At 43.7% G+C, this 19,080-nt stretch carries 14 protein-coding genes and 1 tRNA gene; 7 read left to right on the top strand and 8 right to left on the bottom strand.

From position 1 onward, the window contains the following. Positions 1 to 65 precede the first annotated feature (65 nt). On the bottom strand, positions 66 to 1,382 hold the full coding sequence (locus AC3D28_RS06720; RefSeq protein ID WP_488535967.1) for an MFS transporter: 1,317 nt from the start codon (positions 1,380 to 1,382) through the stop codon (positions 66 to 68). 175 nt (positions 1,383 to 1,557) lie between these two features. On the opposite strand from AC3D28_RS06720, the gene AC3D28_RS06715 reads away from it, so the two are divergent. Further along, a complete protein-coding gene (locus tag AC3D28_RS06715) occupies positions 1,558 to 2,106 on the top strand; it encodes an NAD(P)H nitroreductase (RefSeq protein WP_488535966.1) in 549 nt (182 codons plus the stop codon). Positions 2,107 to 2,210: 104 nt separating this feature from the next. Next, positions 2,211 to 4,178: a DNA topoisomerase III gene (locus AC3D28_RS06710; RefSeq protein ID WP_488535965.1), complete on the top strand. Its 1,968-nt coding sequence runs from the start codon at positions 2,211 to 2,213 to the stop codon at positions 4,176 to 4,178. Between the two features lie 82 nt (positions 4,179 to 4,260). On the opposite strand, the gene AC3D28_RS06705 is transcribed toward AC3D28_RS06710, so the two are convergent. Beyond that, complete coding sequence (locus tag AC3D28_RS06705) at positions 4,261 to 4,950, bottom strand: SDR family oxidoreductase (protein ID WP_488535964.1); 690 nt, start codon at positions 4,948 to 4,950, stop codon at positions 4,261 to 4,263. Positions 4,951 to 5,206: 256 nt separating this feature from the next. Between AC3D28_RS06705 and AC3D28_RS06700 the strand changes: the two genes are divergently transcribed. Further along, on the top strand, positions 5,207 to 6,127 hold the full coding sequence (locus AC3D28_RS06700; RefSeq protein ID WP_098415153.1) for a histone deacetylase family protein: 921 nt from the start codon (positions 5,207 to 5,209) through the stop codon (positions 6,125 to 6,127). 88 nt (positions 6,128 to 6,215) lie between these two features. Here AC3D28_RS06700 and AC3D28_RS06695 read toward each other — a convergent pair. From AC3D28_RS06695 to AC3D28_RS06685, 3 genes are all read right to left on the bottom strand, one after another. Further along, positions 6,216 to 6,306: transfer RNA gene (locus tag AC3D28_RS06695), tRNA-Ser, on the bottom strand. Positions 6,307 to 6,461: 155 nt separating this feature from the next. Further along, on the bottom strand, positions 6,462 to 8,270 hold the full coding sequence (locus tag AC3D28_RS06690) for a DUF3413 domain-containing protein (protein WP_098415156.1): 1,809 nt from the start codon (positions 8,268 to 8,270) through the stop codon (positions 6,462 to 6,464). A gap of 22 nt (positions 8,271 to 8,292) precedes the next feature. Further along, positions 8,293 to 8,520, bottom strand: coding sequence for a YejL family protein (locus AC3D28_RS06685; protein WP_005380722.1), 228 nt, complete (start codon positions 8,518 to 8,520; stop codon positions 8,293 to 8,295). An 84-nt stretch (positions 8,521 to 8,604) separates the two neighbouring features. On the opposite strand from AC3D28_RS06685, the gene yejK reads away from it, so the two are divergent. Further along, positions 8,605 to 9,603 (top strand): nucleoid-associated protein YejK, encoded by a 999-nt coding sequence (gene yejK, locus AC3D28_RS06680; RefSeq protein ID WP_488535963.1) that lies wholly within the window; start codon positions 8,605 to 8,607, stop codon positions 9,601 to 9,603. A 218-nt stretch (positions 9,604 to 9,821) separates the two neighbouring features. Beyond that, on the top strand, positions 9,822 to 11,021 hold the full coding sequence (locus AC3D28_RS06675) for an Hpt domain-containing protein (RefSeq protein ID WP_488535962.1): 1,200 nt from the start codon (positions 9,822 to 9,824) through the stop codon (positions 11,019 to 11,021). A gap of 76 nt (positions 11,022 to 11,097) precedes the next feature. On the opposite strand, the gene nhaC is transcribed toward AC3D28_RS06675, so the two are convergent. Beyond that, positions 11,098 to 12,531 carry a Na+/H+ antiporter NhaC gene (gene nhaC, locus AC3D28_RS06670; RefSeq protein ID WP_098415160.1) on the bottom strand — a complete coding sequence of 478 codons (1,434 nt, stop codon included), beginning with the start codon at positions 12,529 to 12,531 and terminating at the stop codon, positions 11,098 to 11,100. A 430-nt stretch (positions 12,532 to 12,961) separates the two neighbouring features. Here nhaC and asd point away from each other — a divergent pair, with 430 nt between their 5' ends. Beyond that, on the top strand, positions 12,962 to 14,077 hold the full coding sequence (gene asd, locus AC3D28_RS06665; RefSeq protein WP_488535961.1) for an aspartate-semialdehyde dehydrogenase: 1,116 nt from the start codon (positions 12,962 to 12,964) through the stop codon (positions 14,075 to 14,077). A 63-nt stretch (positions 14,078 to 14,140) separates the two neighbouring features. Here the strand turns inward: asd and AC3D28_RS06660 are convergent, their stop codons facing one another. Both AC3D28_RS06660 and AC3D28_RS06655 read right to left on the bottom strand, forming a co-directional pair. Next, complete coding sequence (locus AC3D28_RS06660) at positions 14,141 to 14,998, bottom strand: ion transporter (protein ID WP_098415162.1); 858 nt, start codon at positions 14,996 to 14,998, stop codon at positions 14,141 to 14,143. Positions 14,999 to 15,033: 35 nt separating this feature from the next. Then, positions 15,034 to 15,672, bottom strand: a complete 639-nt coding sequence (locus AC3D28_RS06655; RefSeq protein WP_488535960.1) for a YchE family NAAT transporter — start codon at positions 15,670 to 15,672, stop codon at positions 15,034 to 15,036. Between the two features lie 627 nt (positions 15,673 to 16,299). Between AC3D28_RS06655 and adhE the strand changes: the two genes are divergently transcribed. Further along, complete coding sequence (gene adhE, locus AC3D28_RS06650; protein ID WP_098415164.1) at positions 16,300 to 19,002, top strand: bifunctional acetaldehyde-CoA/alcohol dehydrogenase; 2,703 nt, start codon at positions 16,300 to 16,302, stop codon at positions 19,000 to 19,002. Positions 19,003 to 19,080 lie beyond the last annotated feature (78 nt).

The following is a 19,080-nucleotide window of genomic DNA, read 5'->3' as shown; positions in this document are numbered from 1 at the left end:
AATTATCCTGCAAAAGAAAGCTGCGACTCATGCGCAGCTTTCTTTCATTGAGATAAGCATAAAAGTTAATCGTTAATATCTGGCAGTTGTTTCGCCAGCAATACGCCTATTAATGTAATAAAAGAGAACACTAAGACGATCGACGAGAGACTAAGAACGTTTGCCATTGCACCAAGTGAACTCATCAATAAAAGCATTACGCCCACGACCGTGTTACTTACGGCCACATAGCTTGTGCGTTTGTCACCTTCGGCAATATCAATCAGATAGGTTTTTCGGCCTACACGTATGCCATCATGAGCAATACAAACACAAAAGTAGAGCAGCGGAATGACAAATAAAAAGGCGGGAGAAGAGGTTATCAAAGTGTCATAAACAAACAACGCGATGCCAAGTAGCGCGCTGATTGTTGCGCCAATCACCATGACACTTCGGCTCGAGTAATCAGACATGCGTCCCCAGAAAGGACCAGAGACAAACGAGGCTAACCCGCTTGAAAACATAAAGAGCGCCAACACCCACAACTGACCGCCGAGAGATTGTTGCGCCAATACGATGTAATACGGCGCGCTCAATGCGGAGCATAAAAATAGTGTTCGGGTAATAACAAAGCGCCGAAAAGTCACGTCAGTTTTTAACAGAACCAACTGCTTAAAGGCTTCTAACCCCCCGTTTTTACCACCGTCTACTTCGCCAGCATACTCATTAATACGAGCGTAGACCCAAGCTGCAACTAACCATATGATGCCGGCCAATGCTAAACTGATGCTGTAAAAGCGTACGGTCGGTTCCACTCCCCAAAGCCAAGTCACTGCAAGAAGGCTAGCGAACACAAGAGTGACGAGCCCCGCAGCACTTGAAGACCAGCCATTAACTTGGCCACGTTGGTTTTTAGGAATGGTTTTTCCTAATACATCTTTGGAAGCCACGGAGTTAAGACCACGCGAAAAACTGAAAACGACGAGGCATACGATGACGGCGTAACCAGCAGCAACGCCCGTCATAGTGAGGGTGACTAAGGCTAAGGCGAATATCGAAAGCGCTTGTAATACACTGCCAAGCACCCAAACCCACTTTCTTACCGGGAGCAGGCGAATGTAATGCGCAATACTTAACTGCGGAATGAGTGAACCAGATTCGCGAATGGGAACTAGCCAACCAACTAAGTAAACGGGCGCGCCAAGGCTTTGTAATATCCATGGCAAAGTCACTTTGGGATTGATCAACGCATCCCCCAATTTTGTTAGAAATTGAGCATAAATGATTTTAAGGAAGTTACCAGGAACTTGATGGCAAGCGGATTCAGGAATCGCTTTGCAGGCGCGGGCATCTTCGTCATTGATGATTTTTTCGTAAATGCTGTTTTGTTTATCTTTGTCCATCTACCTGCCTATATTCAACCTATTCATTTTACGAATAAATTTACAGTAAACCTTGATGAGTGTTAAGTGAAGCAAGTTATTAAATCCTCAGAAAACAGGTTGTTATTCGGATGAAAGGATTATGCTAAAGTGAGTAACAAAGAAAATAACAGTGATATTCAATAAGGATTCTCTCATGGAAGCGCTCGAACTTTTGCTCAATCGCCGATCTATTGCGAAATTATCTGCACCTGCGCCAGAAGGCAAAGCATTGGAGAACATCATTCGTGCTGGGCTTCGTGCCCCTGATCACGCAGGTTTAACGCCTTGGCGCTTTGTGATTGCTCAGGGAGATGGACTAAAGAGACTGTCAGACATTTTGGTCAAAGCGGCAATGGCGGAAAACAGTGATGAAACTGTTGTGGAAAAGATAAAAAATGCGCCATTTCGCGCGCCTATGGTAATTACCGTGATTGCTAAAGTAACCGAACATGAGAAAGTGCCTGTATTAGAACAGTATCTCTCTGCCGGTTGTGCAGCACAAGCGATGCAGATGACAGCGGTAGCACAAGGCTTCCAAGGTTTTTGGCGATCGGGTAAATGGATGTTTCATCCAGAAGTTCATCAAGCGTTTGGCTTAAAGGGTGAAGATAAAATCGTAGGATTTTTATACCTAGGCACACCGGGTTGCACGCCAATGAAAGTACCAGAGCGTGACTTGTCAAAGTTTGTTGAGTTTCAATAAATATATTTAAAAAAAACGGATTACTGTTTATATATACAGTTTTTCTTGATTTTTTAGGGTGAGATTCGATAATGTAGCCCTTATTATTATGATGTCTAAATGTTATGTCTCGTCTGTTTATCGCTGAAAAACCAAGTTTAGGTCGTGCAATAGCGGCCGCATTGCCTACCCCCCAAAAGAAAGACCAAGGCTTTATTCGCTGTGGTAACGGTGATGTAGTGACTTGGTGTATCGGGCATTTATTAGAACAGGTAGAGCCAGACGCTTACGACGAGCGTTATAAAAAGTGGAGTATGACGGATTTGCCGATCATTCCACAGCAGTGGCAATTGAGACCGAGAAAAAGTGCGAGCAAGCAGTTAACCGTGATTCGCAAGTTACTCAAGGAAGCGAATGAAGTCATTCACGCCGGAGACCCAGACCGCGAAGGTCAATTGTTGGTGGATGAGGTATTGGAACACTGCAAGCTTTCCAAAACCAAAAAAGCAGCGACTCAACGTTTGCTTATCTCAGACTTGAACTTGCCAGCGGTCAAGCGAGCATTGAGTTCAATGCGCAGTAATCGTGAGTTTATCCCGCTTTCTGTATCGGCACTCGCTCGTTCTAGGGCCGATTGGCTGTACGGAATGAACATGTCTCGTGCTTACACACTGCTTGGTCAAAAAGCAGGTTATCAAGGTGTATTATCTGTGGGGCGGGTTCAAACGCCGGTGTTAGGTTTGGTGGTTCGCCGTGATGAAGAAATAGAAAATTTTGTGGCGAAAGACTTTTTTACACTGCATGCATTGATTCCGTATCAAGATAACAATGGCACATTCGATATTCGCGCACGCTGGAAGCCGAGTGAAGCCTGTCAGCCTTGGCAAGATGAAGAAGGGCGAGTGCTGAGCCGAAAGCTAGTGGAAAACGTAGCAAGTCGGATTAAAAATCAGCCAGCTAAAGTCACCGAGTCCGAGCAAAAGCAGACCAAGCAATCGGCGCCGCTTCCGTATTCGTTGTCGGCACTACAGATTGACGCTGCAAAGCGTTATGGGCTGAGTGCTCAACAGGCTTTAGACACTTGTCAGGCGTTGTATGAAAAGCATAAGTTGATCACTTATCCACGCTCAGATTGTCGCTACTTACCGATGGAGCATTATGCGCAAGCAAGGACGGTAACCTCAGCCATCGCGAACAATACCAAAGAGCTACAAAGTGCGGTTCAGGGAGCCGATTTAACTCTGAAATCAAAAGCATGGAACGATAAAAAGGTCGATGCACACCATGCGATTATTCCCACACCAAAGCAAGCGAATGTAAACGCTCTTTCTGCTAATGAAATGAAAATATATCAGTTGATCGCTCGTCAATATCTTATGCAGTTTTACCCTACAGCGGTATACGCAGAAGCAAAACTCGTGTTTGACATCGCTGGTGGCACATTCATCGCTAAAGGACGTCAATTGTTATCATCTGGCTGGAAAGTGTTAATGGGAAAAACGGACAAAGATGATGAAGGGATTGATGCTGTGCCACCATTATCGGAGGGGACAGTATTGACTTGTCGAGAGGGTGAAATTAAAGATCGCAAAACCGAACCCCCGAAGCATTTTACGGAAGCGACGCTTCTACAAGCGATGACGGGCATTGCTCGATATGTTGCGGATAAAGAGTTAAAGAAAATATTGCGCGATACCGACGGCTTGGGCACGGAGGCAACGCGAGCCGGTATTTTAGATACCTTATTCAAACGCCAACTGTTGACACGTCAAGGCAAGTCGATACTCAGCTCTCAAGCTGGGCGGGGGTTAATTCATGCACTGCCACAAGATGCGACTTATCCTGATATGACGGCGAATTGGGAACATCAGTTACAAGGAATGTCAGAAAGAAATCAGGCGTATCAACCCTTCATGCAAGCATTAGAGCAACGAATTAGTGGTTTGATGGGGCAGGTTAAATCAGGGCCGATCCCGGACTCATTACGCCATCTCCCTAAAGTAGATCGTCCTGCATTCAAACGTAAGAAACGGAGCTATGCGAAAGGAGGCGCTGCTAAATCGGGTGCCTCCACACGTAAATCCACATCATAAAGCGCCAACTCAAAAGGTCATTGTTGCTTTGGGTTGCGCGTCTATCATACCGTCAAGAGGCCACCTATTGATGGCTTATTGATCACCAAGGGAGCTCGGTACTATCATAGTTAATAAATTGACCTGAATTTTTGGGGGTGCTCTGTGTAATCACGTTTGCTAACCCCTTTGCTGACGTCTGTGTATCAATCAAAGCATTGGGTCCACCCATCGCGGTACGCACCCAACCGGGATGAAGCGCTAACACGGTAAATCCTTCAGAGGTTAAATCGTTGCTTAAGCTCTTAACGACGGAGTTAAGTGCTGCTTTCGATGAGCGATAGATATAGCCTCCGCCGGAAGTGTTCTCGGTCATGCTGCCGACTTTCGATGAAATACAAGCAATCTTTTTCGTAGCGCCTTGCTGTAATAGTGGGTAAAAGCTCTCAATCAGCTTTAATGGAGCAATGGTGTTAATTTCAAATACTTTGCGCCATTCTTCAACATCGGTATTGCCGAAGCCATAACCCTTAGGCCCGTAATAGCCTGCGTTGTTTATCAGCAAGTCGATAGCTGGAAGTTCGCCAGTAAGCTTAGCCACTTGGTCATAGTTAGTCACATCCAGTTCGTGTAAAGACAATGAGTCGTAGCGTGATGCTAATGCTCGTAGTTCTGAACAGCTTTCAAGAGAGCGGCTAGTGGCGTGTACTTGGCTGCCTTGTTGCAAGTACAGCTCGGTTAAACTTAAGCCGATGCCTCGGTTTGCACCAGTAATAAAGACCGTTTGACTCATAAAAACACCTACCTTGTTGATCTAAACAGAGGCCATTGTGTTAGCGGAGAATAATAAAATCAACTAACCATTAGGCACTCAATGTGATCGTTAAAAAAGCAGCGCATAAAAACCAACGATTGTATCTAGTATGGCAAAGGCAATGTGTTTCTATTTAACTTGTTTTTGTCAGTGCTGAAAATCATTATCAATTAGAATTGTTTTTATTAACTTGGAGTTGATACTATTTCACAACGATTGTTAACAAGAAAATCTCATGCTGCCACTGATCTACCACCCAATCTATTCGCAACTTCAATTACCTAAAGGTCATCGCTATCCAATTATGAAATACAAGTACCTTTACCAATCGGTTATGGCACAAATCGAAAAGGAGGGGTGGGGAAAGCAGGTGCAGTTTTTCCAGCCGGAGGCATTAACTGTCGATGAGATAAAGCAAGTTCATGATGAAGAGTATGTCGACTTACTTATTAAAGGTAATATGCCTACCGCGAAAATGCGCCGTATCGGTTTTCCTTGGAGTGAGCTCCTGATCACAAGAACATTAACCTCTGCGGCAGGGACGGTCTTAACGGCGGAAAAGGCACTTGAGTATGGTGTCGCGATTCATTTGAGTGGTGGGTACCATCATGCACACAAAGATTTTGGCAGTGGGTTCTGTTTATTTAATGATCTGGTCATCGCCGCAAAGCAAATGTTAGATATCGAATATGTGGACAAGGTCTTGATTATCGATAGTGATGTGCATCATGGTGACGGAACGGCAACGCTTTGCCAAGCAGAGCCAGACATTATTACGTTATCATTTCACTGCGATAAAAACTTCCCTGCGAGAAAGCCTCAATCAGATCTGGATGTTCCTCTCGTTCGCGGGACAGAGGATGAAACATTTCTAATGACATTCAAAGAAGTCGTTGAAATGGCCCTTAACCTCCATCGTCCAGATCTGGTGATCTATGATGCTGGTGTGGATATCCATCAAGATGATGAACTAGGTTATTTTAATGTATCTACGCAAGGCATTGCAGAGCGCGACCAATTTTTAATGCAAACGATGAAAGAGAGAAGCATTCCCGTTGCGGCAGTGGTTGGGGGAGGATACCGAACGAATCACGCAGATTTGGTACCAATTCACTTACAGTTAATTAATGCTGCTAGCGAAGTGTTTATCAATTAGCTAAATGCATCAGAGGGGAAAATTCCCCTCGACTGGGTAGATATCCTAAAACGACAAAAGCCTGCAAAAATGCAGGCTTTTTAAATAATGGCGGAGAGATAGGGATTTGAACCCTAGATACGCTATTAACGTATGCCGGTTTTCAAGACCGGTGCTTTCAACCACTCAGCCATCTCTCCATTGTTGACTTGGATATTATAAGGCTTTGAAAATATTGTAAACCCCAATTTAATCAATTGGATGTTTACTGCTCAGAAAACTATAATCTCTGTTGTTTAAATAAACAAAAGCTCCCCTAAAGGAGAGCTTTGCGGTAGGTGTTTGCCAGCTTCGGCTAGTTGTTTTTTGAATAAAAGCGTTGCAGTTCCGTTAAGCCTTGCATCAATACAGGCAATTTCGGCGCTTCATCTCGTAGGCGTTTGTAATCTTTGTCATACAATTTGTAGTTGCCAAACTTGTCGATCACCGTGGTTTGCGAATTGGTAATTAATGCCAGCTCACGAGTGTCACCCGCAAGAATCCAGCGGCGGCGGCCTTCATCAAACAAGTTACGGCCACTGCTGTAATCAGATGGGTTAGACGATACGCCTAGCATATCTTGCAGTAGCGTGACAGAGAGATCTAAATGGCTCGTGCTGTGACTAAACTCACCTGCTAACATTCCTGGCCATTGGAGTACCATCGGCACTTGGAGCTGATAACGACTGTAGTTACTATTTGCTCCCCAGCTATTGGTGTTTGTCTCATTAAACTCACTACCGTGGTTAGAGGTAATGATAACGATAGTGTTGGTCAACTGTTCTGTAGTTTCAAGCTCATTAATAATGCCTGCAACTGTCTTGTCAGCAGTTTTTACGGCAAGTTCATACGCTTTTTTGAATCGTTCGCTTGCTGGCATTTCTTCATCTTTGTTTGATGGCAGCGGTTCAAAATTATCAACAGCCGTCACTTCGATGTAGCTAAACCAAGGTTGGTTCGCTTGTTCAGTTAGCCAAGTACTCCAATCTGCAATGGATTGTTGGTCTGTATGGGGTTGTGTTCCGTCAAGCTCATCTGCCAGCTTTAAATCTCGGAAAATGATTTCTGAGTACAGGTCATCTTCAAAACCGTTGCCACTGAACAAACCAAAGTTGTAACCCTGATCTTTGAGAACATCGAGTAATACGGGAGAGGTACCCTGTGCTTTAATGCTTGAGGCATAACTGGTTGGTAAACCGTAGAACAAACCGAAGGCTCCATATGTGTCATTACTTGAGCTGTAATGATTGCGGAAGTTTTGGTTTTTCTGAGCAAACTCGTAGAGGTTCGGCATCTCTTGTTGATTTAGCGCGTCTGACCGTAAGTTGTTCACGCTGATCATTAGTACATTGAGTTTGTTTACACGACGATTAAACTCCAGCTTTTCTCGTGGGTAGTTGACTAGCTCGACGTTACCTTCATTTTCAGCTAAGCGTTGTAAATACTCTTCGCGATCAAGCAAGCCATGCTTTTCCATGAAGCTTTTCGCCGTCATCGGGTAGGACAACGGGAAATTTGAGCGCTGACTTGTTATTGGGTTGTAGAAATAAGCATCCGCCCAAATGTAAACCAAATGACTCATGATAAAGCTGATGAAGAATACGGCGGTTAGCGGTCGCCCTACGTGTTTATGAGAAAGCTTACGCTGTTTTCGCCATACCCACTCGGATAGAGCGAGCTGAGTAAGGAAAATCAGCGGCATCACCACAAATAAATGTTGCAGATCCGTACTGAGTGTACTTTTGTCTTCGCTGAACAGTAATTCCCAGACGACGGGGGTCAAGTGCAGGTTGATTGACTGATACGCTTGGGTATCAATCAGTAATAGGGTTTGTCCAACCGTCGCGAAAATCACAGCCACCAAACGGAATAGTTTCCGCGATGGCAGGACAAATGTCAGCGGGAATAGAACCAGTAGGTAGAGCGCGAAAACCAGAAAGCCAAAATGCCCAACCCAAGATACCGCCAGATAGAATTGACCTAGCAATGTTTCGGGCCAAGGTGACTGAACAATATAGCGCGTGCCTATCAACATCGAAGCGACGATATTGAAGAATGCAAACCAATGACCCCAACCAACCAGTCGAGATACACGTTCGCCGTATGAGTTTCTGCTGTCTACCATGTATGTGTTCTATTGTCCGTTATTAGTGTGTTTTTGGTGTTTCTAAAGAAGACATCAGCGCCTGAGCAAATTTTTCAGCAATCGCTTTGCGTTGTGAAGCAGCAACACGTTGATTTAAGACATTGGTTGCGATATTTCCGGCAATCATTAGCGTCAACTCAGGAGAAGCAGCGTGTTTTTCAAGAACTGTTGCTACTTCAGCAAGAATTTTCTCTACTTGCTCGTCAGTATATTTAGATGTAATCGGCATAAAGACTCTAATAATGATAGTAAAAGCGGCTTATGATAACCTACAATCCACATCAACTAAAACCTTGTAGCAAGATAAATCACTATGAGCCTTCATCTTTCAAACGTTATTTTGCATCAACTATGCAAAAACGACCAGGACGAACTGGTTGTAAACTTTCGTCCAGCATCATTAGAGAACGATGCATCTACTGAAAAATTAGTCGCTGAGCTTCACCGCGTATTCCATTCTAAAGCTGGTAAAGGTTTTGGCTCTTTCCAGTCAGACAGCGAATTTCAATTTTGGCTTCAAGAAATGCGCAAAGGAGAGCGAGATTTTTACGACTTCTCACAAATTAGTGCAAATCGCTTGAAAGAAGAGTTGATTAAGTATCCCTTCGCGGATGAAGGGATCTTGGTTTTTGCAGAATACCAAAGCTTGGCGACAGATTACCTATTCATTGGTATTTTACCTATGAACCAAAGTCTAAAAGTGACGGAGGGTTTGGACATCAGTGCGACAGATTATTTAGATATCACCAAAATGGATATTGCTGCGCGTATTGATCTGTCTAGCTACGAAACAGATAAAGAGTCCAACCGTTATTTGTCTTATATAAAAGGACGAGTAGGCCGTAAAGTGGCGGACTTTTTCCTCGATTTTTTACAAGCGGATATTGGCCTAGACACCAAACAACAAAACTTGGTGTTAATGCAAGCCGTTGATGACTTCTGCTCGGACTCTAAGCTCGAGAAGCAAGAAGTTAACGAGTACAAAAAGCAAGTTTACGATTACTGTAACGAACAAATTAAATCAGGTGATGAAGTTCAAATCTCTGAGTTATCTGGTGAGCTTCCACCGAGCCAAGACGGTACGAGTTTCATGGACTTTACCAAAGAACAGGGTTATGAACTTGAAGAGTCATTTCCTGGTGATCGGTCGACAGTGCGCAAGCTAACCAAATACGTTGGAGCCGGTGGAGGCTTAAACATCAGCTTCGATAGCTTGTTGCTTGGTGAGCGTATATTTTACGATCCGGAGACTGATACGTTAACGATCAAAGGAACCCCTCCGAATCTCAAAGACCAGTTGAGTCGTAACTAGGTCAGTACATTTTAACAAAGAGAGCCCACTGGCTCTCTTTTTTTATGTGAGGCAGGTACACCCATTATGTATGCCATGGTATATGCTTGTAATTAATGGATATATATGAGGGATGAGCGTTGCAGAAGTTAAAAGGCGGGGTTCGGCAATATGCTTGGTTCTTATTTGTTTTATGGTGTGCTTTTGCTCTAGGAGTTTTGCTGCAGGCGAAGCAAACGATGCAAACAATCTCGATCGTTAATGAATTAGGGACCAAAGTCGAAGAGGTTCGACATTTCTTTAACTTCGAGCTTCCTTATCGTGTTAAGTATGTTGATCAAATCTCTCTTGAGCTCCAGCTAGTTTACGCCGTTCGTTTGCAACTCGAGACTGAATTATCGGCAGAAGAAACCACACCAGATATTACTCCATTGCTTTATGCCACCGATCGTTTTTTAGAGCGCGCTCGCGCTTTTATTGACAGCGATACTAAACTCGTATCGTTAGCAGAGTTATTACACAATAGCCGAGACCTAGACCAGAATTCAGAACACATTCAGTCAATGTACTACCGTTTAGGGGCGTTAGTGTTGGAGTCTATTTTTAGCGACTCTGCAACGAATACCGATACGTACCGCGAACTTGATTTACTTTTTATCGAGTCAGATTCTCTCATCGCTGAAGAGCGGCGTGCTTTTCAACGTCGACTTGCTCAAACGTCAAGTGCTCTCTCTGCCAATGCACAAGGTAGTTATTTAGCGAATCAGCTACTTAAGCCGGATTTTTCCAACCAATTGGCTTCTATTAATGCCCAGTTGGAGCAAAAGCTGATGACATTCCTTGTTTGGCTTTCGGCCGTCAGTGGTGTAGTGCTTGCGTTTTTCTCGTGGGCAGTTTTCACCGAAGGCACCGTTCAGCCAGTAGAAACAGCAGGTGAGCAAGAAAAAGAGCCAGAGCACATAAAGAATAAACCACTTAGCGTTGATTTATCGTTCCATGCTAAGAGTCGGCAAGCACAACAGAACGCAGAAACAAGCAAGCATAATTCACCTTCACCAACGACAGATGAGATCTCAAGTGAGCCATATATCGATATCAATAAGATGTTGGATTCGTTAACGGGAGACGAAGATGCGGTGCGCATGTTGCTTGAGATCTTTATTCAGGATCACTGTGATGATGGCACTAAAATGCATCGCTTACTAAAGGAAGATAAAGATCAAGCAAAAAGGACGTTACACAGCTTAAAGGGAGTAGCAGGAAGTTTGGGTGCAATGCCACTGTACTATATATCGGGTGATATTGAGTTGTTAATTAAGCAAGGGCTTACAGTGCCGGAAGATAAGCTAACAGATTTAGCTGGTGTTCTGCATCAAACCATACTTTATGCTAACAATGTCCTTGAGAGTGAAAAGATACAAGAAATGCTCACAGATTGATATTGCCCAAAGTAAACAAAAAAGAGCGCTTATAAGCGCTCTTTTTTCATTTGAGTTGTTTTATAGCAAAATCAGATTAAGCCGTTTGCTGCTTTAACTCAGCTTCCACTTGTTCCGATGATTCTGCTACTGGCTCACATTTATCAACAAACCAGCCCATGTAAGAGCTAATAATGGTCACGATGATACATACAAAGCTTAACCACATGAACGGTGCATAAGACAGAGTCGCAACACCCAGAATACTTGCCATGTAGATACCGTTGTCACTCCATGGAACCATGCCTGAGGTTAATGTGCCACCGAACTCCGCGTTACGAGACAGGTTTTTACGTTTGTAGCCTAGGCGGTCGTAGTTCTTCGCACAGATTTTTGGTGTCAAGATAAGTGAAACGTACATCGCTGAACCAAATACGTTACCCATAAACGCCGTGCCAATCGTGCTTGTTGCTAGGGAGCCTGCACTTTGAACGCGTTTTTCGAATAACTTCGCGATGGTTTCTAGAACACCAACTTTATCAAGTAGGCCACCAAAACCAAGACCAAAGACGATAACCGCAACTGACCCTAGCATTGAAGACATACCACCGCGGTTAAGGATAGAGTCAATGAAATCCACACCAGAAGAAATCGCAAATGGTGCCCATGCGGTATTGAATGCGGTTAGGAAGTCAACTTCTTGGATCATCACAGCCCAAATAATACCCAGTAGAGAACCGAAGCTGATCACAGGGAATGAAGGCATACGCATGGCCAGTAGTGACAATACGATAATAACCGGAACAAATGAATAAGGTGTGATGTAGAACTGTTGTTCCATCGCTTTGATTACAGAATCCACTTGGCTCATGTCCACTTGGCCAGCATAGTGAAAGCCAAATGCCGTGAACATGATGCCTGTAATAATGTAGCTGATCAGTGCAATTGGTAACATGCCTTTGATGTGCTCCATGACTTCAACGTTAGACATTGATGAAGCAAGGATCACAGAATCTGACAGAGGCGACATTTTATCACCAAAGTAACAGCCTGAAAGCACGGCACCTGCCGTGATCGGCGCAGGAACGCCAAGGCCTTGGCCGATACCCATCATTGCAATACCAGCAGTACCTGCTGCGCCCCAAGATGTGCCTGTCGCCAATGCTGTTAATGAACAGATGATCATTGTAGCGAGCAAAAAGATAGAAGGGTGAATTGCTTTTAGACCGTAGTAAATGATAGTAGGCACAATACCGCCTGAAATCCAAGTGCCGACAAGGGCACCTACGGCAAGCAGAATCAATACTGCTCCAAGCCCGTTGGAAATACCATTTAGTGCTGCTTTTTCAAGGTCTTTATATAGGTGACCGAGTTTTAAACCCAGCAGGATAATAATGAACCAGCCGATGTACAGCGCTAACTGTATTGGCAGATCTAACTTGGCAGTAAACGAAAATGCCAGCAGTAGAAAAAAACCAAGCGAGATAAATACCTGTATCAAGCTTGGTAGGCGTGGTGTAACTTGCTTCATATGTGCCTCTTTCAATCTTGGAGCAATAGAGGAAGGCGCTCCTTGTTGTAATGGCTCACAACATACATTAACAAAAATTATATTTCGAATATTTGGTGTTTTATCTTGATGTTCGTCGGCGAAAACGTTTGCTTGTGAAATTAAATGTCAAAGTTATTTAATCTTTATGGTTTTAAATGTTATGTGATGTGAAAATTATGTGCTTCAGGTGTTATTTCTGATTTTCTGGTAAGACCAATTTTGAGAAAGAGGGCTTTCCCTACTTGAAAAATGAACGAATTAGCAACCAGACCCCTTAAAAATCTCGTTTAACGCGAATTATTCAGGATAAAAGGTTAATAATTGAGTTTATTTACAAATTAGGGCTTGAGATTTTGTTGCGAAAAATGAACTATGGAATAGGTTTTTTAATACATGGAGAGTTAATACGATGAGAGTTGGTTTAGTTGGTTGGCGCGGTATGGTTGGTTCAGTCCTTATGCAGCGTATGGTTGAAGAAAAAGACTTCGATCTGATCGAACCAGTATTCTACAGTACTTCTCAAGTTGGTATACCTGCTCCTAACTTAGGAAAAGACGCAGGATTACTGCAAGACGCGTATGATATTGAAAGCTTAAAACAACTTGATGCGGTTATTACGTGTCAAGGTGGTGACTACACAGAGAAAGTTTACCCAGTACTTCGTCAAATGGGCTGGAAAGGCTACTGGATTGATGCTGCCTCTACCTTACGTATGGCAGAAGATTCAATCATCACGCTTGATCCAGTGAACTTGCAGCAAATCCAACAAGGTATTCATGCTGGCACCAACACATTTGTTGGTGGTAACTGTACTGTCAGCTTAATGTTGATGGGCCTAGGCGGTCTATTTGAGAAAGGTTTAGTCGAGTGGACAAGTGCCATGACTTACCAAGCCGCTTCTGGTGCAGGTGCACAGAACATGCGTGAATTGATTTCTCAAATGGGTGTCATCAACGATTCTGTAAGCTCAGAGCTTGCAAACCCATCAAGCTCGATACTTGATATTGATAAAAAAGTGGCCGACACAATGCGCAGTTCTTCTTTCCCTACGGATAAATTTGGTGTGCCATTGGCAGGCTCGCTTATTCCATGGATCGATGTAAAACGTGATAATGGCCAGAGTAAAGAAGAGTGGAAAGCGGGTGCAGAAGCAAATAAGATTTTAGGATCTCAAGATACGCCAGTGCCTATTGATGGCACTTGTGTCCGTATCGGTGCAATGCGCAGTCACTCACAAGCACTCACGATTAAGCTAAAGCAAAACGTGCCAATGGATGAAATCGAAGAAATCATCGCAACTCACAACGATTGGGTTAAAGTGATTCCTAACGACCGCGATATCACCGCGCAAGAGCTAACGCCTGCGAAAGTGACGGGCACAATGTCAGTGCCTGTGGGGCGTCTACGTAAGATGGCAATGGGGGATGACTTCCTAAATGCTTTCACCGTTGGTGACCAATTGCTTTGGGGGGCCGCTGAGCCACTACGCCGTACGTTACGCATCATTCTTTCTGAAAAAGTATAAATTTAACAATCAACAAGTAGTGTTTAAATACAAAAGAGCTCCCTTGGGAGCTCTTTTTTATATTTATTCTTTTCCTCTAACCACTCGTTTATCTGGTTCGGCTAACTCGCTACCACAATGTTTGCAATAACTCGCATCGGAGTCATGCCCGGAGTGAGAACAGTTGGGGCATTTCACTAGAACCTTGTGTGATTGCATTTCTTGATGTAATTCAGCCGTAAATATTCCCGTCGGAACCGCAAGAATCGAGTAGCCAAGTAACATAGTGATTGACGCCAATGCTTTGCCCAAGTTGGTTTGTGGGACCAAATCACCATAACCCACAGTTGTTATCGTTACGATAGCCCAGTAAATGCTTTTTGGAATGCTGGTAAATCCGTTCTCTGGGCCTTCAACAATAAAAATCAAAGAACCAAAAATCGTAACTAAAATGGCAACGGCACTAAAGAAGATGAAGATTTTTCTTCGCGCCATTAACAAAGAACGCAATAGGATATTAGACTCTTGTAAGTATCGGACCAATTTTAGGATACGGAATATGCGCATCACACGAAGTGCTCTGATCACGCCCATGAAAGATGCTGCCGGAAAGAACAGAACTAAGTAGGTTGGGAGTATTGCCAGTAGATCAACAACACCATAAAAACTTTTCGCGTAGGCTGCTGGTTTGGGGGAGCAATACAAACGCAGTAAATACTCTATGGTGAACAAGCCTGTGAAGGTATATTCTAAATACTTGAGCTCTTGTGCCCATTCTGCGCGCACAGATGGGATAGAATCGAGGACAAGAACGGCTAAAGAGCTAAGGATTGCAACGATGAGTGCAATATCAAAAGCACGACCAGCCTTGGTATGCGTGCCAAATATAGTGACATAAAGCGTATGTTTGAGAGAGTCAGTTGTCATGACAAAGCGATCCATTATTGAATCGCTCTATCATACAATTTTATAGGAAATCAGGCTAATCCTGGGAATAAGTTGCGTAAACCATTCGCAATAAATTCAATACCCAATGCACCTAAGATCAACCCCATAATACGGGTGATAACGTTAATGCCGGTTTGGCCCAAAAATCGCACGATCAGTGGGGCAGAGCGGAACAACAGCCACGAGCATAGACAGAACAAGCCAATAGTAAGGCTGATACCGACAGTATCCAACATGTTTGGGTATCGTGCGCCGTAGACGATAGTTGAACTAATGGCACCAGGCCCCGCCATTAAGGGCATAGCCAGTGGCACGACACCAATCTGTTCACGACTCACGTATTCGGACCTTTCTTGTTTGTTCTGTTTACCTTCCCCTAACTTACCACTCATCATCGAGAATGCGATACTGAGCAACAACAAACCACCCGCGACTCTAAACGAGTCGAGCGAAATACTGAACATATCTAATAACATCTGACCAGCAAATAGAGATGTGATCAGAATAATAGCAACCGCCACATTAGCCGTGGTCGCGGTTTTGCTTTTTTCTTCTGGTGTCATGTGACCGGTCAATGACACAAATACTGGCATGATGCCTACAGGGTTAACTGCGGCAACCAAACCAAGAAAAAACTGTAAGAATATGGCTAGCTCAAAAGTCTGCATATCGTGTACTCGTAAAAATTCACGCGAGTGAAAAAGAGAAGAGGTAATTTTGCGGTAATGTAAGGCAAAAGCCCGACTTAAAGAAATGAAAAAAACTAACGTATTCGACAGTATATGCGTGAGAAAAACTAATTTTTAATAATCTGTATCCAACTTGGAAATAAATTGTTACGTAGAAAGATGTTGTAAATCTGCTCTTTTTTACACAAACTTTAACATTCGTGCACTTTTGATAAAAACAAAGGTGGTTTGCAGAGAGATGAATTTGATTCTATATACTCTCAGTAGCGTAATAATTTGAGCCTGCATGTAATTTTGTTGGCTAAAAATGAAAATTTTTTACAGGTTGTTGTTGTTTCTTTTATTTGACTGTCTATGCGCTTCTTTTTTTTAAATAAAGAATGAAGTTTAATTTCTTTTTTTATCAGTAGCTTAATTGATTTTACTGGTGTTTCGAGAGTGATAACTGATCCAAGTCATTTTTTTTCACACTCTGAAATATTATACTCAGCCCTGAAAGCAATTTACTAAGACGCTTGTTTTCTAAATGACTGATTAACAGTGAAATCGATAAACAATAGCCTTACTAAAAAGTTTTTAATATTTGTTAATTTTAGGAGAATCCCTATGCCTGTAACTAACCTGGCCGAACTAGATGCAATGGTCGCTCGCGTCAAAAAAGCGCAAGAAGAGTTTGCAACTTACTCTCAGGAGAAAGTTGACGCAATCTTTCGCGCCGCGTCTCTTGCTGCTAACCAAGCTCGTATCCCTCTAGCGCAACAAGCGGTAGAGGAATCTGGTATGGGTATTGTTGAAGATAAAGTAATCAAGAACCACTTTGCATCTGAATTTATTTACAATAAATACAAAGATGAAAAAACCTGTGGTGTCTTAGAAGAGAATGACAGCTTAGGTACGATGACAATCGCTGAACCAGTCGGCATCATCTGTGGTATCGTTCCAACGACAAACCCTACTTCTACCGCCATCTTCAAATCACTCATCTCTTTGAAAACTCGTAACGGCATTATCTTCTCTCCACACCCACGAGCAAAAAATTCGACGAACGATGCCGCGAAACTGGTTTTAGATGCAGCAGTAGCTGCGGGCGCCCCAAAAGACATCATTGGTTGGATCGACCAGCCTTCAGTTGAGCTGTCTAACGCTCTCATGAAGCACGATGGCATTGCACTTATCCTAGCGACTGGTGGTCCAGGCATGGTTAAAGCAGCTTACTCTTCTGGTAAGCCAGCAATTGGCGTTGGTGCAGGTAATGTTCCAGTTGTGATCGACGAAACGGCAGACATCAAACGTGCTGTGGCGTCTATCTTAATGTCTAAAACATTCGATAACGGCGTAGTATGTGCTTCTGAACAGGCAGCGATCGTTGTTGATGAAGTCTATGACGAAGTAAAAGAGCGTTTCGCTTCTCACAAAGCTTACGTACTCAGCAAAGCGGAAGCTGATAAAGTGCGTAAAGTGCTGCTTATTGACGGCGCATTAAACGCAAAAATCGTTGGTCAACCAGCACCAGCAATCGCTGAGATGGCAGGCGTTAAAGTTCCAGCAGATACTAAGGTTCTCGTTGGTGAAGGTTTAGGTAAAGTCTCAGTGGAAGACGAGTTCGCTCACGAAAAACTGTCCCCAACCTTAGGCCTATTCCGTGCTGACGATTTCGAAGACGCGGTTGCTCAAGCGGTCACTATGGTAGAGATTGGCGGTATCGGCCATACATCTGGTCTTTACACAAATCAAGACACAAATGCAGACCGTATCCGTTACTTTGGTGACAAAATGAAAACGGCTCGTATCCTAATCAATATCCCGACTACACACGGTGGTATCGGTGACCTATACAACTTCAACGTTGCGCCTTCTCTAACACTAGGTTGTGGTTCTTGGGGTGGTAACTCTATCTCTGAGAACGTAGGTCCTAAGCACCTAATCAACAAGAAAACTGTAGCGAAGCGAGCTGAAAACATGTTGTGGCATAAACTACCTAAGTCAATCTACTTCCGTCGTGGTAGCCTTCCAATCGCCCTTGGCGACCTAGAAGGTAAAAAACGCGCATTCCTAGTAACTGACCGTTTCCTATTCAACAACGGTTACGCAGATGGCGTAGTAAGCCTACTTAAAGCTCAAGGCATGGAGGTTCAAACATTCTTTGATGTGGAAGCTGATCCAACGCTATCGGTTGTTAGAAAAGGTGCAGAAGCAATGCAAAGCTTCCAGCCTGACGTGATTCTAGCTCTAGGTGGTGGTTCACCAATGGATGCTGCGAAAATCATGTGGGTAATGTATGAGCACCCAGAAACAGCATTTGAAGAACTGGCAATGCGCTTTATGGACATCCGTAAACGTATCTATAAGTTCCCTAAAATGGGTCAAAAAGCGGAGCTTGTATGTATCACTACCACTTCAGGTACTGGTTCAGAAGTTACGCCATTCGCGGTTGTTACTGACGACGAAACTGGGGCGAAGTACCCACTAGCTGATTACGAACTAACGCCAAACATGGCTATCGTTGATGCGAACTTGGTCATGAACATGCCGAAGTCTTTAACCGCATTTGGTGGTTATGATGCCGTCACTCACGCTCTAGAAGCTTATGTGTCTGTTCTTGCGAACGAATACTCAGATGGTCAGGCTCTACAAGCACTTAAGATGCTCAAAGAGTACCTACCATCAAGCTACGCGAACGGTGCAAATGACCCAATCGCTCGTGAGAAAGTACACAACGCAGCGACTATCGCAGGTGTTGCATTTGCGAACGCATTCCTAGGTGTTTGTCACTCAATGGCTCACAAGCTGGGTGCTGAGTTCCACATTCCACATGGTTTGGCTAACGCATTACTTATCTCTAACGTTGTTCGTTACAACGCGAACGATAACCCAACTAAACAAACAGCGTTCTCTCAATACGACCGCCCACAAGCACGTCGTCGTTACGCTGAAGTTGCTGACCACTTAGGTCTAAGCCAAGCTGGTGACCGTACTGCTCAGAAAATTGAACGTCTACTAGCATGGTTGGACGAGCTAAAAGTGAACCTAGACATCCCAATGTCTATCCAAGCGGCCGGTGTATCTGAAGCAGACTTCGTGGCTAAACTTGAAGAGCTAGCAGTTGAAGCGTTTGATGACCAATGTACAGGTGCGAACCCACGCTACCCACTCATTAGTGAGTTAAAAGAAGTGTTAATGTCTTCTTACTACGGTAAAGCATTTGTTGAAGGTGAAACTTTCGAAGGTACAACGGTTATCAAGAAGAAAGCAGATCAAGAAGCAGCGAAAGTAGCGCCTAAAGCTAAAAAAGAAAAAGCTGATGCGTAATTAAGAGTTGTTTTTGAAAAAAGGTTTTCGCTAGCACGAAACCTTAACCGGGAAAAAGTAAAAGCCCCAGTCATTTGA

This window comes from Vibrio sp. TAP-3B, assembly GCF_057784735.1.
Note: the sequence above shows the minus strand (reverse complement) of the source record. Positions and strands in the feature narration are given on the sequence as shown.